The 16,469-nt window shown below is 66.0% G+C and carries 14 protein-coding genes and 1 riboswitch; of the genes, 11 read left to right on the plus strand and 3 right to left on the minus strand.

Annotated elements, in window-relative coordinates; genetic code table 11:
* Positions 1–104: 104 nt before the first annotated feature.
* Together cobF and LGQ10_RS06720 are read right to left on the minus strand one after the other, a co-directional pair.
* Positions 105–866: a precorrin-6A synthase (deacetylating) gene (gene cobF / locus LGQ10_RS06715; RefSeq protein ID WP_058434624.1), complete on the minus strand. Its 762-nt coding sequence runs from the start codon at positions 864–866 to the stop codon at positions 105–107.
* Positions 867–944: 78 nt separating this feature from the next.
* Complete coding sequence (locus LGQ10_RS06720) at positions 945–1,508, minus strand: histidine phosphatase family protein (protein WP_058434623.1); 564 nt, start codon at positions 1,506–1,508, stop codon at positions 945–947.
* Between the two features lie 280 nt (positions 1,509–1,788).
* Here LGQ10_RS06720 and LGQ10_RS06725 point away from each other — a divergent pair, with 280 nt between their 5' ends.
* The 10 genes from LGQ10_RS06725 to LGQ10_RS06770 all read left to right on the plus strand — a co-directional run bounded on the left by LGQ10_RS06725 (position 1,789) and on the right by LGQ10_RS06770 (position 13,391).
* Entirely contained in the window at positions 1,789–2,643 is an 855-nt protein-coding gene (locus LGQ10_RS06725) for a MurR/RpiR family transcriptional regulator (RefSeq protein ID WP_058434622.1), read from the plus strand.
* A gap of 2 nt (positions 2,644–2,645) precedes the next feature.
* Complete coding sequence (locus tag LGQ10_RS06730) at positions 2,646–3,290, plus strand: isochorismatase family cysteine hydrolase (RefSeq protein WP_058434621.1); 645 nt, start codon at positions 2,646–2,648, stop codon at positions 3,288–3,290.
* On the plus strand, positions 3,287–4,642 hold the full coding sequence (locus LGQ10_RS06735) for a glutamine synthetase family protein (protein ID WP_058434620.1): 1,356 nt from the start codon (positions 3,287–3,289) through the stop codon (positions 4,640–4,642). The genes LGQ10_RS06730 and LGQ10_RS06735 overlap by 4 nt, the downstream gene beginning before the upstream one ends.
* Complete coding sequence (locus LGQ10_RS06740) at positions 4,626–5,378, plus strand: N-formylglutamate amidohydrolase (RefSeq protein WP_226525047.1); 753 nt, start codon at positions 4,626–4,628, stop codon at positions 5,376–5,378. The genes LGQ10_RS06735 and LGQ10_RS06740 overlap by 17 nt, the downstream gene beginning before the upstream one ends.
* A 182-nt stretch (positions 5,379–5,560) precedes the next feature.
* Complete coding sequence (locus LGQ10_RS06745; RefSeq protein ID WP_226525048.1) at positions 5,561–6,910, plus strand: APC family permease; 1,350 nt, start codon at positions 5,561–5,563, stop codon at positions 6,908–6,910.
* A 168-nt stretch (positions 6,911–7,078) separates the two neighbouring features.
* Positions 7,079–8,095: an arginine N-succinyltransferase gene (locus LGQ10_RS06750; RefSeq protein WP_226525049.1), complete on the plus strand. Its 1,017-nt coding sequence runs from the start codon at positions 7,079–7,081 to the stop codon at positions 8,093–8,095.
* 49 nt (positions 8,096–8,144) lie between these two features.
* Complete coding sequence (locus tag LGQ10_RS06755) at positions 8,145–9,212, plus strand: arginine N-succinyltransferase (RefSeq protein WP_226525050.1); 1,068 nt, start codon at positions 8,145–8,147, stop codon at positions 9,210–9,212.
* Positions 9,213–9,430: 218 nt separating this feature from the next.
* Positions 9,431–9,633, plus strand: a riboswitch (cobalamin riboswitch).
* A 152-nt stretch (positions 9,634–9,785) separates the two neighbouring features.
* Positions 9,786–11,705, plus strand: a complete 1,920-nt coding sequence (locus LGQ10_RS06760) for a TonB-dependent receptor plug domain-containing protein (RefSeq protein WP_226526100.1) — start codon at positions 9,786–9,788, stop codon at positions 11,703–11,705.
* An 11-nt stretch (positions 11,706–11,716) separates the two neighbouring features.
* The gene (locus LGQ10_RS06765) at positions 11,717–12,469 is read left to right on the plus strand and encodes a (2Fe-2S) ferredoxin domain-containing protein (protein WP_226525051.1); all 753 of its coding nucleotides are present in this window, start codon (positions 11,717–11,719) and stop codon (positions 12,467–12,469) included.
* On the plus strand, positions 12,462–13,391 hold the full coding sequence (locus LGQ10_RS06770; RefSeq protein ID WP_413247588.1) for an ABC transporter substrate-binding protein: 930 nt from the start codon (positions 12,462–12,464) through the stop codon (positions 13,389–13,391). Before LGQ10_RS06765 ends, LGQ10_RS06770 begins: the two co-directional genes overlap by 8 nt.
* Positions 13,392–13,537: 146 nt before the next feature.
* On the opposite strand, the gene LGQ10_RS06775 is transcribed toward LGQ10_RS06770, so the two are convergent.
* A complete protein-coding gene (locus LGQ10_RS06775) occupies positions 13,538–14,620 on the minus strand; it encodes a diguanylate cyclase (RefSeq protein WP_226525052.1) in 1,083 nt (360 codons plus the stop codon).
* Between the two features lie 366 nt (positions 14,621–14,986).
* Here LGQ10_RS06775 and LGQ10_RS06780 point away from each other — a divergent pair, with 366 nt between their 5' ends.
* Complete coding sequence (locus tag LGQ10_RS06780; protein WP_226525053.1) at positions 14,987–16,381, plus strand: VOC family protein; 1,395 nt, start codon at positions 14,987–14,989, stop codon at positions 16,379–16,381.
* Positions 16,382–16,469: the final 88 nt, after the last annotated feature.

Raw genomic sequence — 16,469 nt, forward strand, 5'->3', positions numbered from 1 at the left:
CGCGCGTTACGGGCGCTGCGCACCCGGTCGCAGCCTCGCAGGCTCGGCAGCGGCTACAACAGGCGGTACGGGCCGCACGCGATAGACCTGAGGCTGCGCAGGGCTCAGTCCTCGGGCTTGCGCAGCAGGTAGGTGTCCATGATCCAGCCATGGGCCTGGCGCGCCTCGAGGCGAACGCGACGGATCTCGTCGGCGACCTCATCGAGGCGGCCGGCAATGAGGATTTCATCCGCCGTGCCCAGGTAGGCGCCCCAGTAGATGTCCAGGTCCTGGTTGCGCAGTTGCCGATAGGAGTCTTCGGCATCGAGCATCACCACCCGGGTGTCGGCATCACCGCCCTGCCCCGCCGCCAGGCGCCGGCCGGTGGTGATCTCCAGCGAGCGACCGATACGATTCAGCGGCACCTTGTGCTGCGCGGCCAGGGCCTGGACGCTGGTGATCCCGGGGATCACCTGGTATTCGAACTGCGCCGCGCCACTGGCCAGGATCTGCTGCAGGATGCGCAAGGTGCTGTCGTACAGCGCTGGATCGCCCCAGGCCAGGAATGCCCCGGTCTGGCCTTCCGCCAGTTCCTGGTTGATCAGGTGCTCGAAGACGTGCTGCTTGTCGCGGTTCAGGGCCTGGACGCTGGCCTGGTAATCCACGTCGCCACGCTCGCGTTCCGGGGTCCGAGCCTCGACGAAACGAAAGGGACGCTCGGTGAGGTAGCGCTCGCACAACTCGCGGCGCAGATCGATCAGCGAATCCTTGCTCGGTCCCTTGTCCATCAGGAACACCACATCGCAGCGATTGAGGGCCTTGATCGCCTGGATGGTGATGTAGTCGGGGTGGCCGGCGCCGATGCCGATGACCAGGAGGGTTTTCATGGGAGGTGATTCTCGCTGCTGTACCAGCGGGCCAGTATGAGCTGCTTTAGCCTCGGGAGAAATGCCTGCCGCCGATGCTCATGGACGGCCATCCAGGCGCAGGCGCCAGCGCCCGGCATGGCTCAGGTCCAGGCGCGACAGGGGCTCGATGTCGATCAGGTGGAAACTGTGCAGCGGCCCCTGCAAGACCTCGCACATTGCCGCGCGCATGACCCATGGATGCGTCACCGCCAGCCAGTGTCCGGGGCGCTGCGCCAGTTGCTCCAGCCAGTGGGCTACGCGCTGGCAGAGCTGCGCCACCGACTCGCCCCCCGGCGGGGCTTGCCGCGGGTCCGCCAGCCAGGCCTGCAAGGCCTGTGGCTGCTGCTCGTGCAGGGTCTCGAGGGACTGCCCCTGCCAGTCGCCGAAGGCACAGTCGCGCAGGGCCTGCTCCACCTGGTAGCTGGCGCTGAACAGCGCGGCGGTCTGCCGGGTGCGCAACTCCGGACCGCACACCACCCGGGTGCTGCGCTTGAGCTCGGCGGCGCGGCTCGAGGCCTGGGCCTGCCAATCCATGTCCAGGGGTTCGTCCAGGGGCAAGCGTGCCAATTTCTGGGCAGCGGTACGGGCATGGCAGATGAGCGTCAGACGGGTGGCCTGCACGGGCAGTGCTCCGAGGGAAATGGCGACCGGGCATGCTACACCCCTAGCGCTGGCGCTGGCTCGTAGCGTAATCCTGCGGCCGGTGCGAGGGTGTCGGGTGAACCTGATTGTTACCCGGCGCAGGTTCTCATGCGCGGCATCGAGCGGCACCCGACCAAGCCCTGTTCCAGAGCATTTCGCCATCATTGGAAAATTCACTGGACATGTAACGTTCATTACATAAATATCGTTTTCAGCTTTTTCTGAAACAAAAACTACACTTGACCTGTAAACCGCCCCGATGCCTTCTCTCAGAGACCTGATCACCGACCCCGCCCTCGACCTGACGCCTTCGGAGCGCAAGGTGGTGCGAGCCCTGCTCGACCACTACCCGCGCAACGGCCTGGGCCCCATGTCGCGCCTGGCGGAACACGCCGGGGTCAGTGACCCCACCATCGTGCGTCTGGTCAAGAAGCTGGGGTTCAGCGGCTACGGCGAATTCCAGGACGCCCTGCTCAGCGACATGGATGACCGCCTGCGTTCCCCCAGCACCCTGCTGCACCCCCGGACCCAGGTGGCCCAGGGCGATACTTGGGGCCGCTACCTGGCCGACAGCCAGCGCACCCTGCAGGACACCCAGGCGCTGACCCAGCCCGAAGACATCCGCGTACTCATGGACTGGCTGCTGGACCACCGGCATTCGGTGCACTGCTTCGGCGGGCGCTTCAGCAGCTTCCTGGCCCAGTACCTGCTCAACCACCTGCGCCTGATGCGCCCGGGCTGCCACTTCCTCGAAGACAACGCGCAACTGCCGGACCGCTTGTTCGACGTGCAGCGCCAGGACGTGGTGCTGCTGTTCGACTACCGCCGCTACCAGACCCAGGCCCTGCGCGTGGCCAGCGCAGCCAAGGCGCGCAATGCCCGGGTGGTGCTGTTCACCGATATCTATGCCTCACCCCTGCGCGAGCTGGCGGACCTGATCATCAGTGCGCCGGTGGAGTCGCTGTCGCCCTTCGACACCCTGGTGCCGGCACTGGCCCAGGTCGAGGCGCTGATTGCCTGCCTGACTCCGCGCAGTTCCCATCTTGATCAACGCCTGGAGGGCATCGACGCCCTGCGGGCCGAATTCGCCACACACGTGCTGGAGGAGAAATAAGGATGTTCAGCCTGCCCCATCGTTCGCCACGGGACCTGCCCTTCGTCGTCGACCACACTGCGCTGCTGCTGGTGGACATGCAGCGGGCCTGGCTCGAACCGCAGTTCGATCCGCACCTGCAAGGCCCCGAGGGCGAGGCGTTCCTCAAGCGCGCCCGGGAGCAGGTGGTCCCCAACCAGCAGAAACTCCTGGCAGCGGTGCGCGAAGCCCGGCAGAACGTGCTGCACACCGTCATCGAGAGCCTTACCGCCGACGGCCGCGACCGTTCCCTGGACCACAAGCTGTCGGACATGCACCTGCCCAAGGGCAGCCCGCAAGCGGCGATCATCGCCGAGCTGACACCGGTGGAAAACGAGATCGTGCTGCCCAAGACCTCATCCGGGGTATTCAACTCCACGAACATCGACTACGTGCTGCGCAACCTGGAAACCCGCCACCTGATCATCGCCGGGATCGTCACCGACCAGTGCGTGGACATGGCCGTGCGCGATGCCGCCGACCGTGGCTACCTGGTGACCTTGGTGGAAGATGCCTGCGCCACCTACAGCGACGCTCGGCACCAGGCCTGTCTCAACGCGATCAAGGGCTACTGCTGGATCACCGACACCGCCACGGTGCTCGGCCGCCTGCGGGAGATCCGCGGATGAACCGGGCCCAGGGCATCGAGGCCCTGAGCCCCGTGGCGATGACCAGCATCGTCACCACCGACCTGATCGGCGTCACCCGTGGACGCTCGTTCCCCAGCGACGAGCTGGAACGCTACCGGGTCGGCGGCTGCGGCTGGGTGCCGGCCAACAGCGCGCTGACGCCCCAGGACCTGATCGCCGAGGACAACCCCTGGGGAGCCTACGGCGACCTGCGGCTGATCCCCGACCTGGACAGCCGGGTCAGCGTCGGTGCCGGACCCGACGCCTCGGCGCCGGCCCTGGAGTTCATCCATGCCAATATCTGCCAGACCGACGGCCAGCCCTGGGCCGCCTGCCCGCGCACCTTGCTGCGCAACGAACTGGCGGCCTACCAGGTCCTGGGCATCCAGGTCACCGCGGCCTTCGAGCATGAGTTCAACCTCGACACCGGTAGCGACCAGGCCGAACACCTGGCCTTCTCCCTGCAGGCCCAGCGCCAGGGCGCGGCCTTCGGCGGTTGGTTGCTGGCCGCACTGCGCGCCGCCGGGGTCGAGCCGGAAATGTTCCTGCCCGAGTACGGCAAGCATCAATACGAAGTCACCTGCCGCCCGACCCAGGGCCTGGCCGCCGCCGACCGGGCGGTGAACGTGCGCGAGATCACCCGCGAGATCGCCCGGCAACTGGGACAGCGGGTCAGCTTCGCGCCCAAGACTGCCGAGAACGCGGTGTGCAACGGCGTGCACCTGCACCTGAGCCTGCAGGACCTGGACGGCGCCCCGTTGCTCTACGATCCGCAGGCGGTGAGCGGCGACGACCTCTCGCGCCTCGGTCAGCACTGGGCCGCAGGCGTGCTCAAGCACCTGCCGGCACTGTGCGCCTTCACCGCGCCCACCCCGATTTCCTATGCACGCCTGCAGCCCCACCACTGGAGCGCCTCCTACGCCTGCCTGGGCCTGCGTAACCGCGAAGCCTCGCTGCGCATCTGCCCCACCGTGACCATCGGCGGCAAGGCGGCGGCTCCCCAGTACAACCTGGAGTTCCGCGCCCTGGACGCCACCGCCTCGCCGCACCTGGCCATGGCCGTAGTGCTGATGGCCGGGCGGCTGGGCATCGAGCAACAGCTGGCGCTCAATGCGGTGACCGACAAGGTCCCCGACGACCTGAGCGCCGAACAGCGCCTGGCCAGCGGCATCGTGCCGCTGCCCGGCAACCTGCCCCAGGCCCTGGAATGCCTGCGTGACAACCGCGAGCTGCGGCAGCTGCTGCCGCAACCGCTGCTGGATACCTATTTCGCCGTCAAGCAAAAGGAAGTGTCCCTGACCGAGCACCTGAACCCTGCCCAACTCTGTGAGCACTATGGACACCTGTACTGAATCCGCCGAGCTGGGGCTCTACACCGAGCCGGCCTATCGCCTGTTCCGGGAAGACTCCGAGCATCCGCTGATCCTGGTCTGCGAGCACGCCAGCCACTACATTCCACCGGCCCTGAACGACCTGGGCCTGAGCCCGGTGGCGGCCCTCGAGCATATCGCCTGGGACCCAGGCGCCCTGGAGCTGGCCCAGAGCCTGTCCCAGGCCCTGGGCGCAACCTTGATTGCAGCCAACTACTCGCGCCTGCTGATCGACCTCAACCGTCCGCGGCATGCCCCCGACAGCATCCCGCTGCAGAGCGAGATCTACCAGGTGCCGGGCAACCAGCACCTGGACGAAGCGACCCGCGAGTATCGCCGCCAGCAGCTGTTCACCCCGTTTCACCAGCGCCTGCAACGCATCATCGACCGGCGCCTGGCCCAGGGCCGTGAAGTGCGCGTGGTGGGCATCCACAGCTTCACCCCGGTGTACTACGGCCAGCCGCGCGATCTGGAAATCGGCGTGCTCTACGGCAGCGCCACCGCCTACGCCGCCCGGGTACTGGAGGGGTTGTGGGCCCTGCCGATGAAAGTGGCTGGCAACCAGCCTTATGAAATCGATCCGTTGAGCGATATGACGGTACCGGTGCACGGCGATGCACGGGGCCTGGAGTCGGTGTTGATCGAGGTGCGCAATGACCTGCTGCGCACCCCGCAGGCCGTGCAGCACTGGAGCGACTGCCTGGCGCCATTGCTGTAGTCGGCAAGGAAGATTCGCTGGATAAACCGCTGTTTGCAGGACCGGTACGACAACAATCAGAAAAACCGCCGTGGTGTGTCTTTGACCCTGCCAGGTTCGAACACAGGCCCGCACACCAGGGAGTCAATGACGACCCCTGGCGCGAGCGCTGCCCCCCTATTGGCTACAAGGAGAACTGCTTCATGGAGATTGAAGAATTCGGCTACAAACAGGAACTCAAGCGCGGGCTGAACCTGCGTGACCTGGTGGTCTACGGGATGATTTTCATGATCCCCATCGCCCCGTTCGGGGTCTACGGCTACGTCAACCAGGAAGCACCGGGCATGGTGCCCCTGGCCTACATCATCGGCATGGTGGCCATGCTCTTCACGGCCCTGAGCTACGGCGCCATGGCTCGCGCCTTTCCCATCGCCGGCTCGGTCTACTCCTACGCCCAGCGCGGGCTCAACCCCCATGTCGGCTTCCTCGCCGGCTGGCTGATGCTCCTGGACTACCTGCTGATCCCCCCGCTGCTCTACGTCTACGCGGCCATGGCGCTCAACCACCTGTACCCGGAGATACCCAAGGTCGGTTTCATCCTGGCATTCCTGGTCAGCGCCACCTTCGTCAACCTGCGGGGCATCACCTTCACGGCGAGGATGAACATCCTGTTCCTGCTGGCGCAACTGGTGGTCCTGGGGATCTTCCTGTTCTACGCCTGGAACGCCCTGCACGGCGGCGCCGGCCACGGCCAGCTGACCCTGGCGCCGTTGTACAGCCCGGACAATTTCCACTTCGGCATGCTGATGCAGGGCGTGTCCATCGCCGTGCTGTCGTTCCTGGGTTTCGATGCGATCTCGACCCTGGCCGAGGAGGTCAAGGGCGACCCGGGCCGCAGCGTCGGGCGTGCCGCGCTGATCACCCTGGTGGTGATGGGCGCGATCTTCGTCGTGCAAACCTGGATCGCCACCGACCTGGCCGCCGGCATGGGCTTCAAGTCCGCCGACACCGCCTTCTACGAGATCGCCGAACTGGCCGCCGGCAGCTGGCTGGCGACCCTCACCGGGGTGGCCACGGCGCTGGCCTGGGGCGTGGCGGTGGCCATCACTTCGCAGGCCGCGGTGTCGCGCCTGCTGTTCGGCATGGCCCGCGATGGCAAGTTGCCCAAGGTGCTGGCCAAGGTTCATCCCAAGCACAATACCCCGCACATCAGCATCTACCTGGTGGCGGTGCTGTCGCTGGTGATCTGCTACCTGTTCATCAACTCGGTGGACACCCTGACTTCCCTGGTCAACTTCGGTGCCCTGAGCGGCTTCATGCTGCTGCACATCACCGTGATCAATTTCTACTGGCGCCGGCAGAAGTCCGGCCAGGTCCTGCGTCACCTGGTCTGCCCGCTTGTCGGTTTCGTGATCGTCTGCGCCATCATGTACAACATGGGGGTGGACGCGCAGAAACTTGGCGCCATCTGGGTGGTCGCAGGATTGGTATACCTGTTTGTGCTCAATCGGCTGGGCAACGGTGCCGCCCTGCCGGATCCGCTCAAGCAATAGTGAAAGCGGCGCAGCCCCTGTGGGGCGCCGCGCCTTCTGGGCACTGCCACCAAGAGCAGCCAGGAAACGGGCCGCCGGATGTCGCGGCCTTGTAGATGCGTGGAAATCGACAGTGATGTCTGGCCGCCCTGCCCTCGGGCTGGCGGCCCTTGATACAGGAGTACACCCATGCTGGCCTTGCGTCCCGTGGCGTTATCCGATCTGCCCCAACTGCGGCGCCTGGCCCGCGAACGACTGCTGGGCGTGACTTCGCTGGTGGACGACGAAGACTGCCTGCGGGAAAAGATCCTCGATTCCCTGGCGTCCTTCGCCAAGACCGAAGCTAGCCAGGGCCCGGAAAACTACTTTTTTGTCCTCGAAGACCCCGACAGCGGTTGCTTGCACGGCTGTTCGGACATCCTGGCCACGGCCGGCTTCCCCGAACCGTTCTACAACCTGCGCAACCGCCCGTTCATCAGCAGCTCCCGCGAGCTGGACATCCAGCACGGGGTGCCGACCCTGTCCCTGTGCCATGACCTGAGCGAGCAAACCCTGCTGCGCAGCTTCCACATGGATGCCGCGCTGGCCGGCACGCCCCTGGCACAACTGACCTCCCGGGCACGCTTGCTGTTCATCGCCGCCCACCCCCTGCGTTTCGCCGACAGCTGCATCAGCGAGATCGTCGGCTACAGCACCGCCAGTGGCCACTCGCCGTTCTGGGAAGCGGTGGGCCAGCACTTCTTCGACCTGCCCTATGTCGAGGCCGAACGGCTGTGTGCCCTGCAGGGCCGAGGTTTTCTCGTCGAATTGATGCCCCAGTACCCGATCTACATCCCGATGCTCGCGCAACCGGCCCAGGACTGCATCGGCCGCATCCATCCCGATGCCAAGGAGGCCTGCGACATCCTGGTGGACGAAGGTTTTTCCCCCACCCAGTACGTCGACCTGTTCGACGCCGGCCCGACCCTGCAGGGGCGCAACCATGAACTGCGCTCGATCATCCAGAGCCGGATCGCCACCAGCTACCTCGCTGCGCAGAGTGGCCAGGGCCGTCCATGGCTGCTGAGCAACGATCGGCTGCAAGGCTTTCGCGCCATCGTCGCCCTGCTCGACGAGGCTCCCGGCGACTTCACGGGCCTGGACCAGGCAATGCTCCAGGCCTTGCAGCTGGAACCCGGCGACCCGGTGCGGAGCATTGCGTTATGACCCTGCGTCCCTACCTCCCCACAACCAGCCCGCTGCCAGGAGCCAGAGCATGATCGTGCGTCCGATCCGCGTCACCGACCTGCCGGCGGTGCTGCGCCTGCTGGGAGGCTGCCAGCGCGAGCTGGATAACCTCAGCACCGACCCCGAGCGCCTGGACCACCGGGTGCGCTGGGCCCAGCGGGCCTTTGCCGGCCAGGTGGAGCGCGCCGACGCCGATTACCTGTTCGTGCTCGAAGATGACGACCAGCAAGTGACCGGTATCTGCGGCCTGAGCGGCGCCATCGGCCTGCGCGAGCCCTGCTACAACTATCGGCTCGGCGTCACCCGTGGCAGCGCACCCGGGCTGGGCATCGAGAAACAGGTCCCGACCCTGTTCCTGTGCAACGACATGACTGGACAATCCCAGCTGTGCTCGCTGTTCCTGCGCCATGACCTGCGCCAGGGCCACACCGGCCGTCTGTTGTCCACCGCCCGCCTGCTGTTCGTCGCCGAATACCCCACGCTGTTCGGCGACAAGCTGGTGGCCGAGTTGCGTGGCCAGGTCGACAGCCAGGGCTGCTCGCCATTCTGGGACAGCCTGGGTCGGCACTTCTTCAAGATGGATTTCCAGCAGGCCAACCGCCTGTCCAGTCAGGGCAGCAAGTCCTTCATCGCCGAACTGATGCCGCGCCAACCGCTTTACACCTGCCTGCTCAGCACCCAGGCCCAGGCCTCCATCGGCCAGGCCCATGCCAGCACCGACCAGGCGGTGGGCATCTTGCGCGACGAAGGTTTCAGTCACCAGGGCTGCATCGACGTCTTCGACGGCGGCCCGCTGATCGAGGCCGAGGTGACGAAGATCCGCAGCGTGCGCGAAAGCCAGGTGTTGCCGCTGCTGGTGGGCAATCCTGACCAGCAGGCGCCGATGTGGCTGATCCACAACCGGCGCCTGGAAAGCTGTCGCATCACCGCTGCGCCGGGGCGCCTGGTAGCCGGCTGCCTGCTGGTGGACCGCCAGACCACCAAGCGCCTGCAACTGCAACCCGGTGATTCGGTTCGCGCAGTGCCGCTGCTGGCCTGCCCTTCGAGTGCCAGCGACCAGCCCCCGGTACGCACCTCCCCCGCCACCGTCCCGTGAAGCTCTGCTTCGTGTAGCCGCTGCCGCAGGCTGCGTACGACCGCGCAGCGGGCGCAAACCTTGCGAATTCCACAATGAAGGCCCTGCGGGCCTTGGCGCAGCTTCGCAGGCTCAGCAGCGGCTACACGAGCTGCGCTGGGCTCGGCGATAACGGTATGGCTGCGCAGCGGGCGCAATCATGGCGGCCACAGGATTGACGAACGGTAGGACGAGTGTTCAGATGCCGCCCTGTTTCAGGTGCCTCACGCCGCCGTGCGTGAGGTGAAACGGGAAACCGGTGCGCCCCCAGAGGCAAGTCCGGTGCTGCCCCCGCAACGGTAAGCGAGTGCTGCATTCAACACGCCACTGTACCCAAGGTATGGGAAGGCGAATGCAGCCAGCCTCGCAAGCCCGGAGACCGGCCTGAAGTATCTGTTTGGCAATCCTGCGGTGGGCGGGCATGGGCCGGTGTGGGCGCGTGCGCGTGCCTGCCACCTTCTCCCTGCGTGCTTCCCGAAGACACTTTCGAGAAGACCAACAATGAAAACAACAGACACTTCCCTTGCGCGCGACTGGCGTGCTCCGCGCCGTTCCATGGGCGGCGCCCTGCTCGGCTGCCTGTTCAGCCCCTGGCTGCTGGCCGACGATACATCCCTGAAGCTGGACCAGCAGTTCGTGTCTGCCCCGTCGGTGGAATCCACTACCGTGGCCGAGATGGCCAAGTACGGCAGCAAGGTAGACGTCATCGATCGCCAGCAGATCGAGCGTGCCGGTCCCAGCAGCGACATCACCCGGGTGCTGCAGATGTACGTGCCGGGCCTCTATGTAGCGCCCAAGAACGGCCCCTTCGACTACGGCACCTATTCGCTGCTGGGCGGACGCAACGACGACACGCTGATCCTGCTCGATGGCGTGCGCCTGAACAACCGCCTGTACGGCGGCCTGTACCTGGATACCCTGCCAGCCAACGCCATCGAGCGCATCGAAGTGCTCAAGGGCGGCCAGAGCCTGCTGTTCGGCACCCAGGCGGTGTCCGGGGTGATCAACATCGTCACCCGCAGCCCACAGACCCGCGACGCCTCCGGCGAAGTCAACCTGGGCCTGGACAGTTTCATGGGCAAGAGCGGCGATGCCCGGGTGGAACGCATCGTCAGCAACGGCCTGGGCGACCTCGGCCTGCTGGCCTATGTCAGCCACAACGTCTCCGACGGCTACCAGCCGTTTCGCAACAGCGCCTACAACGCCAGCACCCGGGACAAGAAGCGCTCCTATGAGGTGACCACCTTCGGCGCCAAGGCGATCCAGGGTTTTGGCGACGATTCGCGCCTGGAACTGTTCTACCAGTACACCGACGCCAACCTGGATTTCGCCCGCGCCGCGAACAACAAGAAGACCACCAACGACCGGGTCCAGCAGATCGCCACCGCCACCTTCGAGCAACGCCTGGGCGAGCGTTTCAGCTACTTCGTCAAGGGCCATGTCAACGACTGGGATACGCGCTACACCCGTATCAACAACAGCGATGATGGCGGCACCAAGATCATCAACCACAACGACTACTGGGGCTTCACCGACTGGGGCGTGCAGGCCGAAGGCAAGGCCGAACTGGACGGCGGCCATGTGCTGGTATTCGGCACCGACAACCAGTGGTTCAAGGGCCAGGACGACGTACTCAAGATCGACAACAGCAAGGCCCAGGCCAACGCCCTGTACACCCAGTTGCGCCCGGTGTTCGATACCCTGCCGGACTGGCACCCGAGCATCGGCGTGCGCCACGAAAAAATGAGCGGTGGCGAGAGCGCCACGGTGGGCATGCTCACCTCGCTGTACGACCTCACGCCCAACTGGCAACTGCGCGGCCAGTACGGCAATGCCTTCAAGCTGCCCAACGCCGAGCAGCTGTTCGCCAACGAGCCCTATGAAAAAGGCAACCGCAACCTCAAGCCGGAAAAGAGCGTCAATGCCGAGCTGGGCCTGGACTACAAGGGCAGCCTGCTGGCCGGTGAGTTCAATGCCAGCGTCACCGCCTACCGGCGCAAGATCGACGACCTGATTGCCCTGGACGGCATCCACTTCGTCAACGGTGACAGCCAGGTCAGGGTCCGGGGCATCGAGGTGGACGGGCGCTGGCAATTCAGCCCGCAATGGAACCTGTCCGCCGACATGACCCGCAACCTGGTCGAATCACGCAACGTGACCCTGAGCAATATCCCCGGGTTCTTCGCCCGCTCGCGCCTGGGCTTCGAATCGCAGGACCGGATGTGGGGCGTGGGCGGCGCGATCCGCTATATCGGCCAGGTCGAGAGTTCGAAGAAAGTCGACTACGGCCACTACTCGGTGGTCGACGCCGATGCCTATCGCTACCTCGACACGGCCCAGCAGCATCGCCTGAGCCTGCTGGTGGAGAACCTGTTCGACCGCGACTACGCCACCAGCATGACCAACGACAAACCGGCGCTGGACAACCTGGGGCGCCCCTTCACCACCGAAGTGCGCTACACCTACCGCTTCTGAGGCCGACCGACATGCATGAGCATTATCAACGGGTGCTGTTCGTCGGTCCCGGCCTGCTGGGTGGCGCCCTCGGCCAAGCCTTCTGCCGCGAGCTCGAGGGCCTGTGCGACGACAGCGTCGAGACCCGGGTGATCGATACCCTGGACGGCTTCGACAGCCTCTGGGCTGTCCTGGACGAAGCCTTGCCACGGGATGACGCAGCGCTGCTGGTGGTGGACCTGGAACCCAGCTCCGACAGCGCCTACCTGGACTGGCTGCGCGATGAACTGGGACGCCACGCCCGTGCCCACTCCCAGGTGCCACGGCTGTGGGTCACCGCCCAGGCCCTGGGTCGCCGGGGGCTGGATGCGGCCCTGGCCTGGGCCAGCATCGCCCAGCGCGAACGCCACCTGTCGTGCGACCAGGTCAATGCGGTGGCCAGCGATCCGGACTGGTCGCGGGTGCCGCCCCACGCCCGCCAGGTATTCCTCTGCACTGGCCCGCGCTGCGTCCGGCGTGGTGCCCTGCCCTTGTGGAAGAGCCTGCGTCGTGAACTGTTGCGCCTTGATCTCATGGAAAAACCCGGTGGCGTACTGCTGACCCGTACCGGCTGCCAGTTCCCCTGCAACCTGGGACCGGTGCTCACCGTGCACCCGGATGGCTGCTGGTATCGGGTCGAGAACGACAGCCAGGTGCTGCAACTGGTGGAGGGGCATCTGCTGGCAGGCGAGCCCGTCGCCCAGTTGCGGATCGCCGCACCCTATGGAGTACCCGGCGATGCCTAGGACAATCCAGGCCGGATGCCTGGCCATCCTACTGTGGCTGGCCAGTGGGCCGGCCCAGGCCGGCAGCTACGAGAACTGCGGCAAGAGCTGGTCCAGCCCCGGCACCCCACAGCGCATCGTCGCCCTCAACCAGCACAGCGCCGACCTGCTGCTGGCCCTGGGCGCCGGGCCGTCGATGATTGGGGTCGCCTACCTGGATGACGATGGCCAGGCCATGGACCAGGGGCAGTACCACGGGGTGCCGGTGATCTCCCACCAGTACCCGTCGGCCGAGGTGCTGTACAGCCTCAAGCCCGACCTGGTGGTGGGTGGTTTTGCCTCGGCCTTCCCCGACAACTTCAGTTCCCGCGAACGCCTGGGCGCGATCGGCGTCGGCAGCTACCTGCTGGAATCGGCCTGCGCCGGGCATGACGAGGACTACTTCGGGCACATCCGTCGCGACCTGCTGACCCTGGGCCAATTGCTGGGCCAACAGGCCAGGGCCCGACAACTGATCGCCCAGATGGAGACCGACCTGACCGCGGCCCAAGCGCTGTACCAGGGCCAGCCCAAGCCTTCAGTGTTCTACCTGGACAGCGAGGTCAACGGCCTGGCCAGCCAGGGCCGGCGGGGTTTTGTCGGGGTATTGCTGCAAGCTGCCGGGGCGCGCAACAGCTTCGCGGCCATCGACCGCCCGCGGCTGGTGGTGGACAGCGAGTCCCTGCTGGCCAACGATCCGGACGTGATGCTGCTGGCCGATGCCCTGTGGTCGCCGGCCTCGCGCAAGCGCCGTCTGCTGCAGGGTGATCCGGCGCTGTCGCGCCTGCGGGCGGTGCGCGAGCAACGCCTGATCGACATCCCCTTCACCCAGCTGGTCCCCGGTATCGCCAGCGCCCGCACCGCCCTGGAGCTCGCCCGGCGCCTGCATCCGTCGCGGGATTGAGCGCAATCCGGCCGGAATCGTGAGAAGGCCCTGCGGGCCTTGGCGCAGCTTCGCAGGCTCAGTAGCGGCTACAGGCACCGTGCTTGCGCTTCGTGTAGCCGCTGCCGCGGGCGCAGCTCTTGCGGATTCAACAATGAAGGTGGCGGCTACAAGGAGTTGAGCAGGTGTCGCGCGGGCGGCGACGGCGAATGGCAGCTGACGTTGTTGCGCCCGCAGGTCTTGGCCGCGTACAACGCCTGGTCGGCATCGTTGAGCCAGCCCATGGCCTCTTCATGGCGTGCGTCGAAAGCCGCCAGGCCGATGCTCAGGCTGACCTGCAAGGCCGGGGTCTGTTCGTAGCCCAGGGCGCCGAAACGCCCGCGCAATGCCTCCATCAGTTCGGCGGCGTGGGCCAGGGGCACGTCCGGCAGGATCACGCAGAACTCGTCGCCACCGTAGCGGCCGGCCTGGTCGCTCAGGCGCAGGTTCTGCCGCAGCAACTTGCTCAACTGGCGCAGCACCACGTCACCGGCCACATGGCCGTAGGTGTCGTTGATGGCCTTGAAGTGATCGATATCGATCAGCGCAATGGCACCACCGTGGTTCTGCCGCTTGCAACGCTGGAACTCGACCTCCAGCTGGTCCTTCCAGGCGCCGTGATTGAGCAGCCCGGTCAGGCTGTCGGTGCGACTCAGGGCCAGCAGCTCGCGCTTGTGTCGCCCCAGGGTGACCGCCTGCTGGTAACAGATGTACCCCAGGGCCAGCGGGTACAGGGTCAGCATCGGCAGGCAGGCATACAACTGCTCCGGCGTGGTACCGGCGCTGAAGGCAAACCCGAAGATCCCCAGGCCCAGGCCAATCCCCAGGACCTGGGCCACGCAGCCGGCGAGAAAGAATCGTGTCCCGCCCATGGCCATGTTGTTCATGGCCATCATCCCCAGGGTGGTGGCCAGGGGCAGTGGGTTGAACTGCATGGCCACCACCCAGAAGCCCCCCAGCAGCGAGTCCACCAGCAGGTTGCGGTACTCGGCGCGAAACGGCTGCCGCGCCAGGCGCGCCCACTGATAAGCCAGGTGTGGCCAGGCGAATGCATTGAACAGCATCAGGCCCCAGATCCAGGGCGCCGGCTGCAAGGGCGCCATGGCCTCGGCCACACAGAAGAATCCCAGGGCCAGGCCCAGGGTGCGTGAACGATAGAGCCTCCTGGCCAGTGACAGTCCCTTCCCTCTGGTGTACTGCGCACGGGCCAAGTCGCCTCCGTCCAGCAATGGGAAAGATGCAGCGAGCGGATGGGGGCGAGCCGCAGGTATCGACCGCCGAAAATACAAAGCGCCATCATTGCAAAGGCCCTGTTTTACCAGCCTGGGGACCGTGCTTCGGGAATATTTGGCTATAAGCCCCAGGGCATTCGATAACCATTTTCTTCACTGCCCGGCGCTTGCCCCGTCCGGCATTGCCCAATCCGGGACCAGACTTGCTCGCGGCACGCGGTGATGCATTCGTTTGCAGAATGAAGTTCAGAGGAAACTTCGTTTGTCAGCCCTGGCGGTGCTGCGCAGAATCGAGGCCGACCTGCTCCTCTCACGCTTCGCTCCACTGCCACGGGAACCTTGTCCATGAGCCACCAGCGCTTCGTCAGCCCCGACCTGATCCGCCAGGGATTTTCCCGGGCCATGTCGGATATGTACCGCGAGGAGGTGCCGCTGTACGGCGACCTGATGCAACTGGTGGCCCAGGTCAACGCCCAGGTGCTGGAGCAGCAGCCGGCCATTGCCCGGCACCTGCAGCACACCGGTGAATTGCAGCGCCTGGACCTGGAGCGCCATGGTGCGATTCGCGTCGGCACCGCCGCCGAACTGGCGACCCTGGCCCGGTTGTTCGCCGTGATGGGCATGCAGCCGGTGGGTTACTACGACCTCACGCCTGCGGGAGTGCCGGTGCATTCCACGGCGTTTCGCGCGGTGCATGAGCACGCCTTGCAAGTCAGCCCGTTCCGGGTCTTCACCTCGCTGTTGCGCCTGGAGCTGATCGACAATCCCGAGCTGCGCGATTTTGCCGAACAGGTGCTGGCCCGCCGCTCGATCTTCACCCCGCAGGTGCTGGAGCTGATCCGCCAGGCCGAGGACCAGGGCGGCCTGGACGCCGACGCTGCCGAGGACTTCATCCAGCAAGCCCTGGAGACCTTCCGCTGGCACCACCACGCCACGGTCACCGGCGCCCAGTACGCCAGGCTTGGCGCCCAGCACCGGCTGATCGCCGACGTGGTGGCGTTCAAGGGCCCGCACATCAACCACCTGACTCCACGTACCCTGGACATCGATGAAGTGCAACGGCTGATGCCCGAGCATGGCATCACCCCCAAGGCGGTGATCGAAGGCCCGCCGCGCCGCGAATGCCCGATCCTGTTGCGCCAGACCAGCTTCAAGGCCCTGGAGGAAAGCGTCGCCTTCACCGACCAGCAGCACAGCCAGGGCAGCCACAGCGCCCGCTTCGGCGAGATCGAGCAACGCGGCGCAGCGCTCACACCCAAGGGCCGGGCGCTCTACGACCGTTTGCTGAATGCCGCCCGCGACGCCCTGGGCGACTTTCCCAGCGAAGCCAATGCCCCGCGCTACAACCAGCTGATGCAGGAACACTTCACCGAATTCCCCGACAGCCACACGGCCATGCGCCAGCAGGACCTGGCCTATTTCCGCTACTTCGTCAGCGAGGCGGGGCTCGCCGCCCGTAGCGAAACCACGCGCCCCACCCGCCTCGAGGCATTGCTGGCAGCCGGGCACCTGGGCTGCGAACCGCTGGTCTACGAGGACTTCCTTCCCGTCAGCGCCGCCGGGATCTTCCAGTCCAACCTGGGGGACGACAGCCAGAACCACTACGCCGGGCACTCCAACCGCCAGGCATTCGAAACGGCGCTGGGCCGCCCGACCCTCGACGAATTGCACCTCTACGCCCAGACCCAACAGCGTTCCCTGGAGCAATGTGCCCAGGTCCTGGGATTGCCCGCCCTGTAAGCTGAAGAATCCATGGCCTGGAAACGGCGGCAAGGCTATCCTGCCGCCATTTTCGCCACTTCGGTGGTCGCCTGTTTCCAGGGATGGA

This window comes from Pseudomonas sp. L5B5 (assembly GCF_020520285.1).
GTDB lineage: Bacteria > Pseudomonadota > Gammaproteobacteria > Pseudomonadales > Pseudomonadaceae > Aquipseudomonas.

Coding starts and splice junctions, on each gene's coding strand:
- cobF (WP_058434624.1), bottom strand. CDS start 866: ATGAAAACCCTCCTGGTCATCGGCATCGGCGCCGGCCACCCCGACTAC.
- LGQ10_RS06765 (WP_226525051.1), top strand. CDS start 11,717: ATGCATGAGCATTATCAACGGGTGCTGTTCGTCGGTCCCGGCCTGCTG.
- LGQ10_RS06755 (WP_226525050.1), top strand. CDS start 8,145: ATGATCGTGCGTCCGATCCGCGTCACCGACCTGCCGGCGGTGCTGCGC.
- LGQ10_RS06780 (WP_226525053.1), top strand. CDS start 14,987: ATGAGCCACCAGCGCTTCGTCAGCCCCGACCTGATCCGCCAGGGATTT.
- LGQ10_RS06725 (WP_058434622.1), top strand. CDS start 1,789: ATGCCTTCTCTCAGAGACCTGATCACCGACCCCGCCCTCGACCTGACG.
- LGQ10_RS06770 (WP_413247588.1), top strand. CDS start 12,462: ATGCCTAGGACAATCCAGGCCGGATGCCTGGCCATCCTACTGTGGCTG.
- LGQ10_RS06750 (WP_226525049.1), top strand. CDS start 7,079: ATGCTGGCCTTGCGTCCCGTGGCGTTATCCGATCTGCCCCAACTGCGG.
- LGQ10_RS06740 (WP_226525047.1), top strand. CDS start 4,626: ATGGACACCTGTACTGAATCCGCCGAGCTGGGGCTCTACACCGAGCCG.
- LGQ10_RS06735 (WP_058434620.1), top strand. CDS start 3,287: ATGAACCGGGCCCAGGGCATCGAGGCCCTGAGCCCCGTGGCGATGACC.
- LGQ10_RS06730 (WP_058434621.1), top strand. CDS start 2,646: ATGTTCAGCCTGCCCCATCGTTCGCCACGGGACCTGCCCTTCGTCGTC.
- LGQ10_RS06745 (WP_226525048.1), top strand. CDS start 5,561: ATGGAGATTGAAGAATTCGGCTACAAACAGGAACTCAAGCGCGGGCTG.
- LGQ10_RS06760 (WP_226526100.1), top strand. CDS start 9,786: ATGGGCGGCGCCCTGCTCGGCTGCCTGTTCAGCCCCTGGCTGCTGGCC.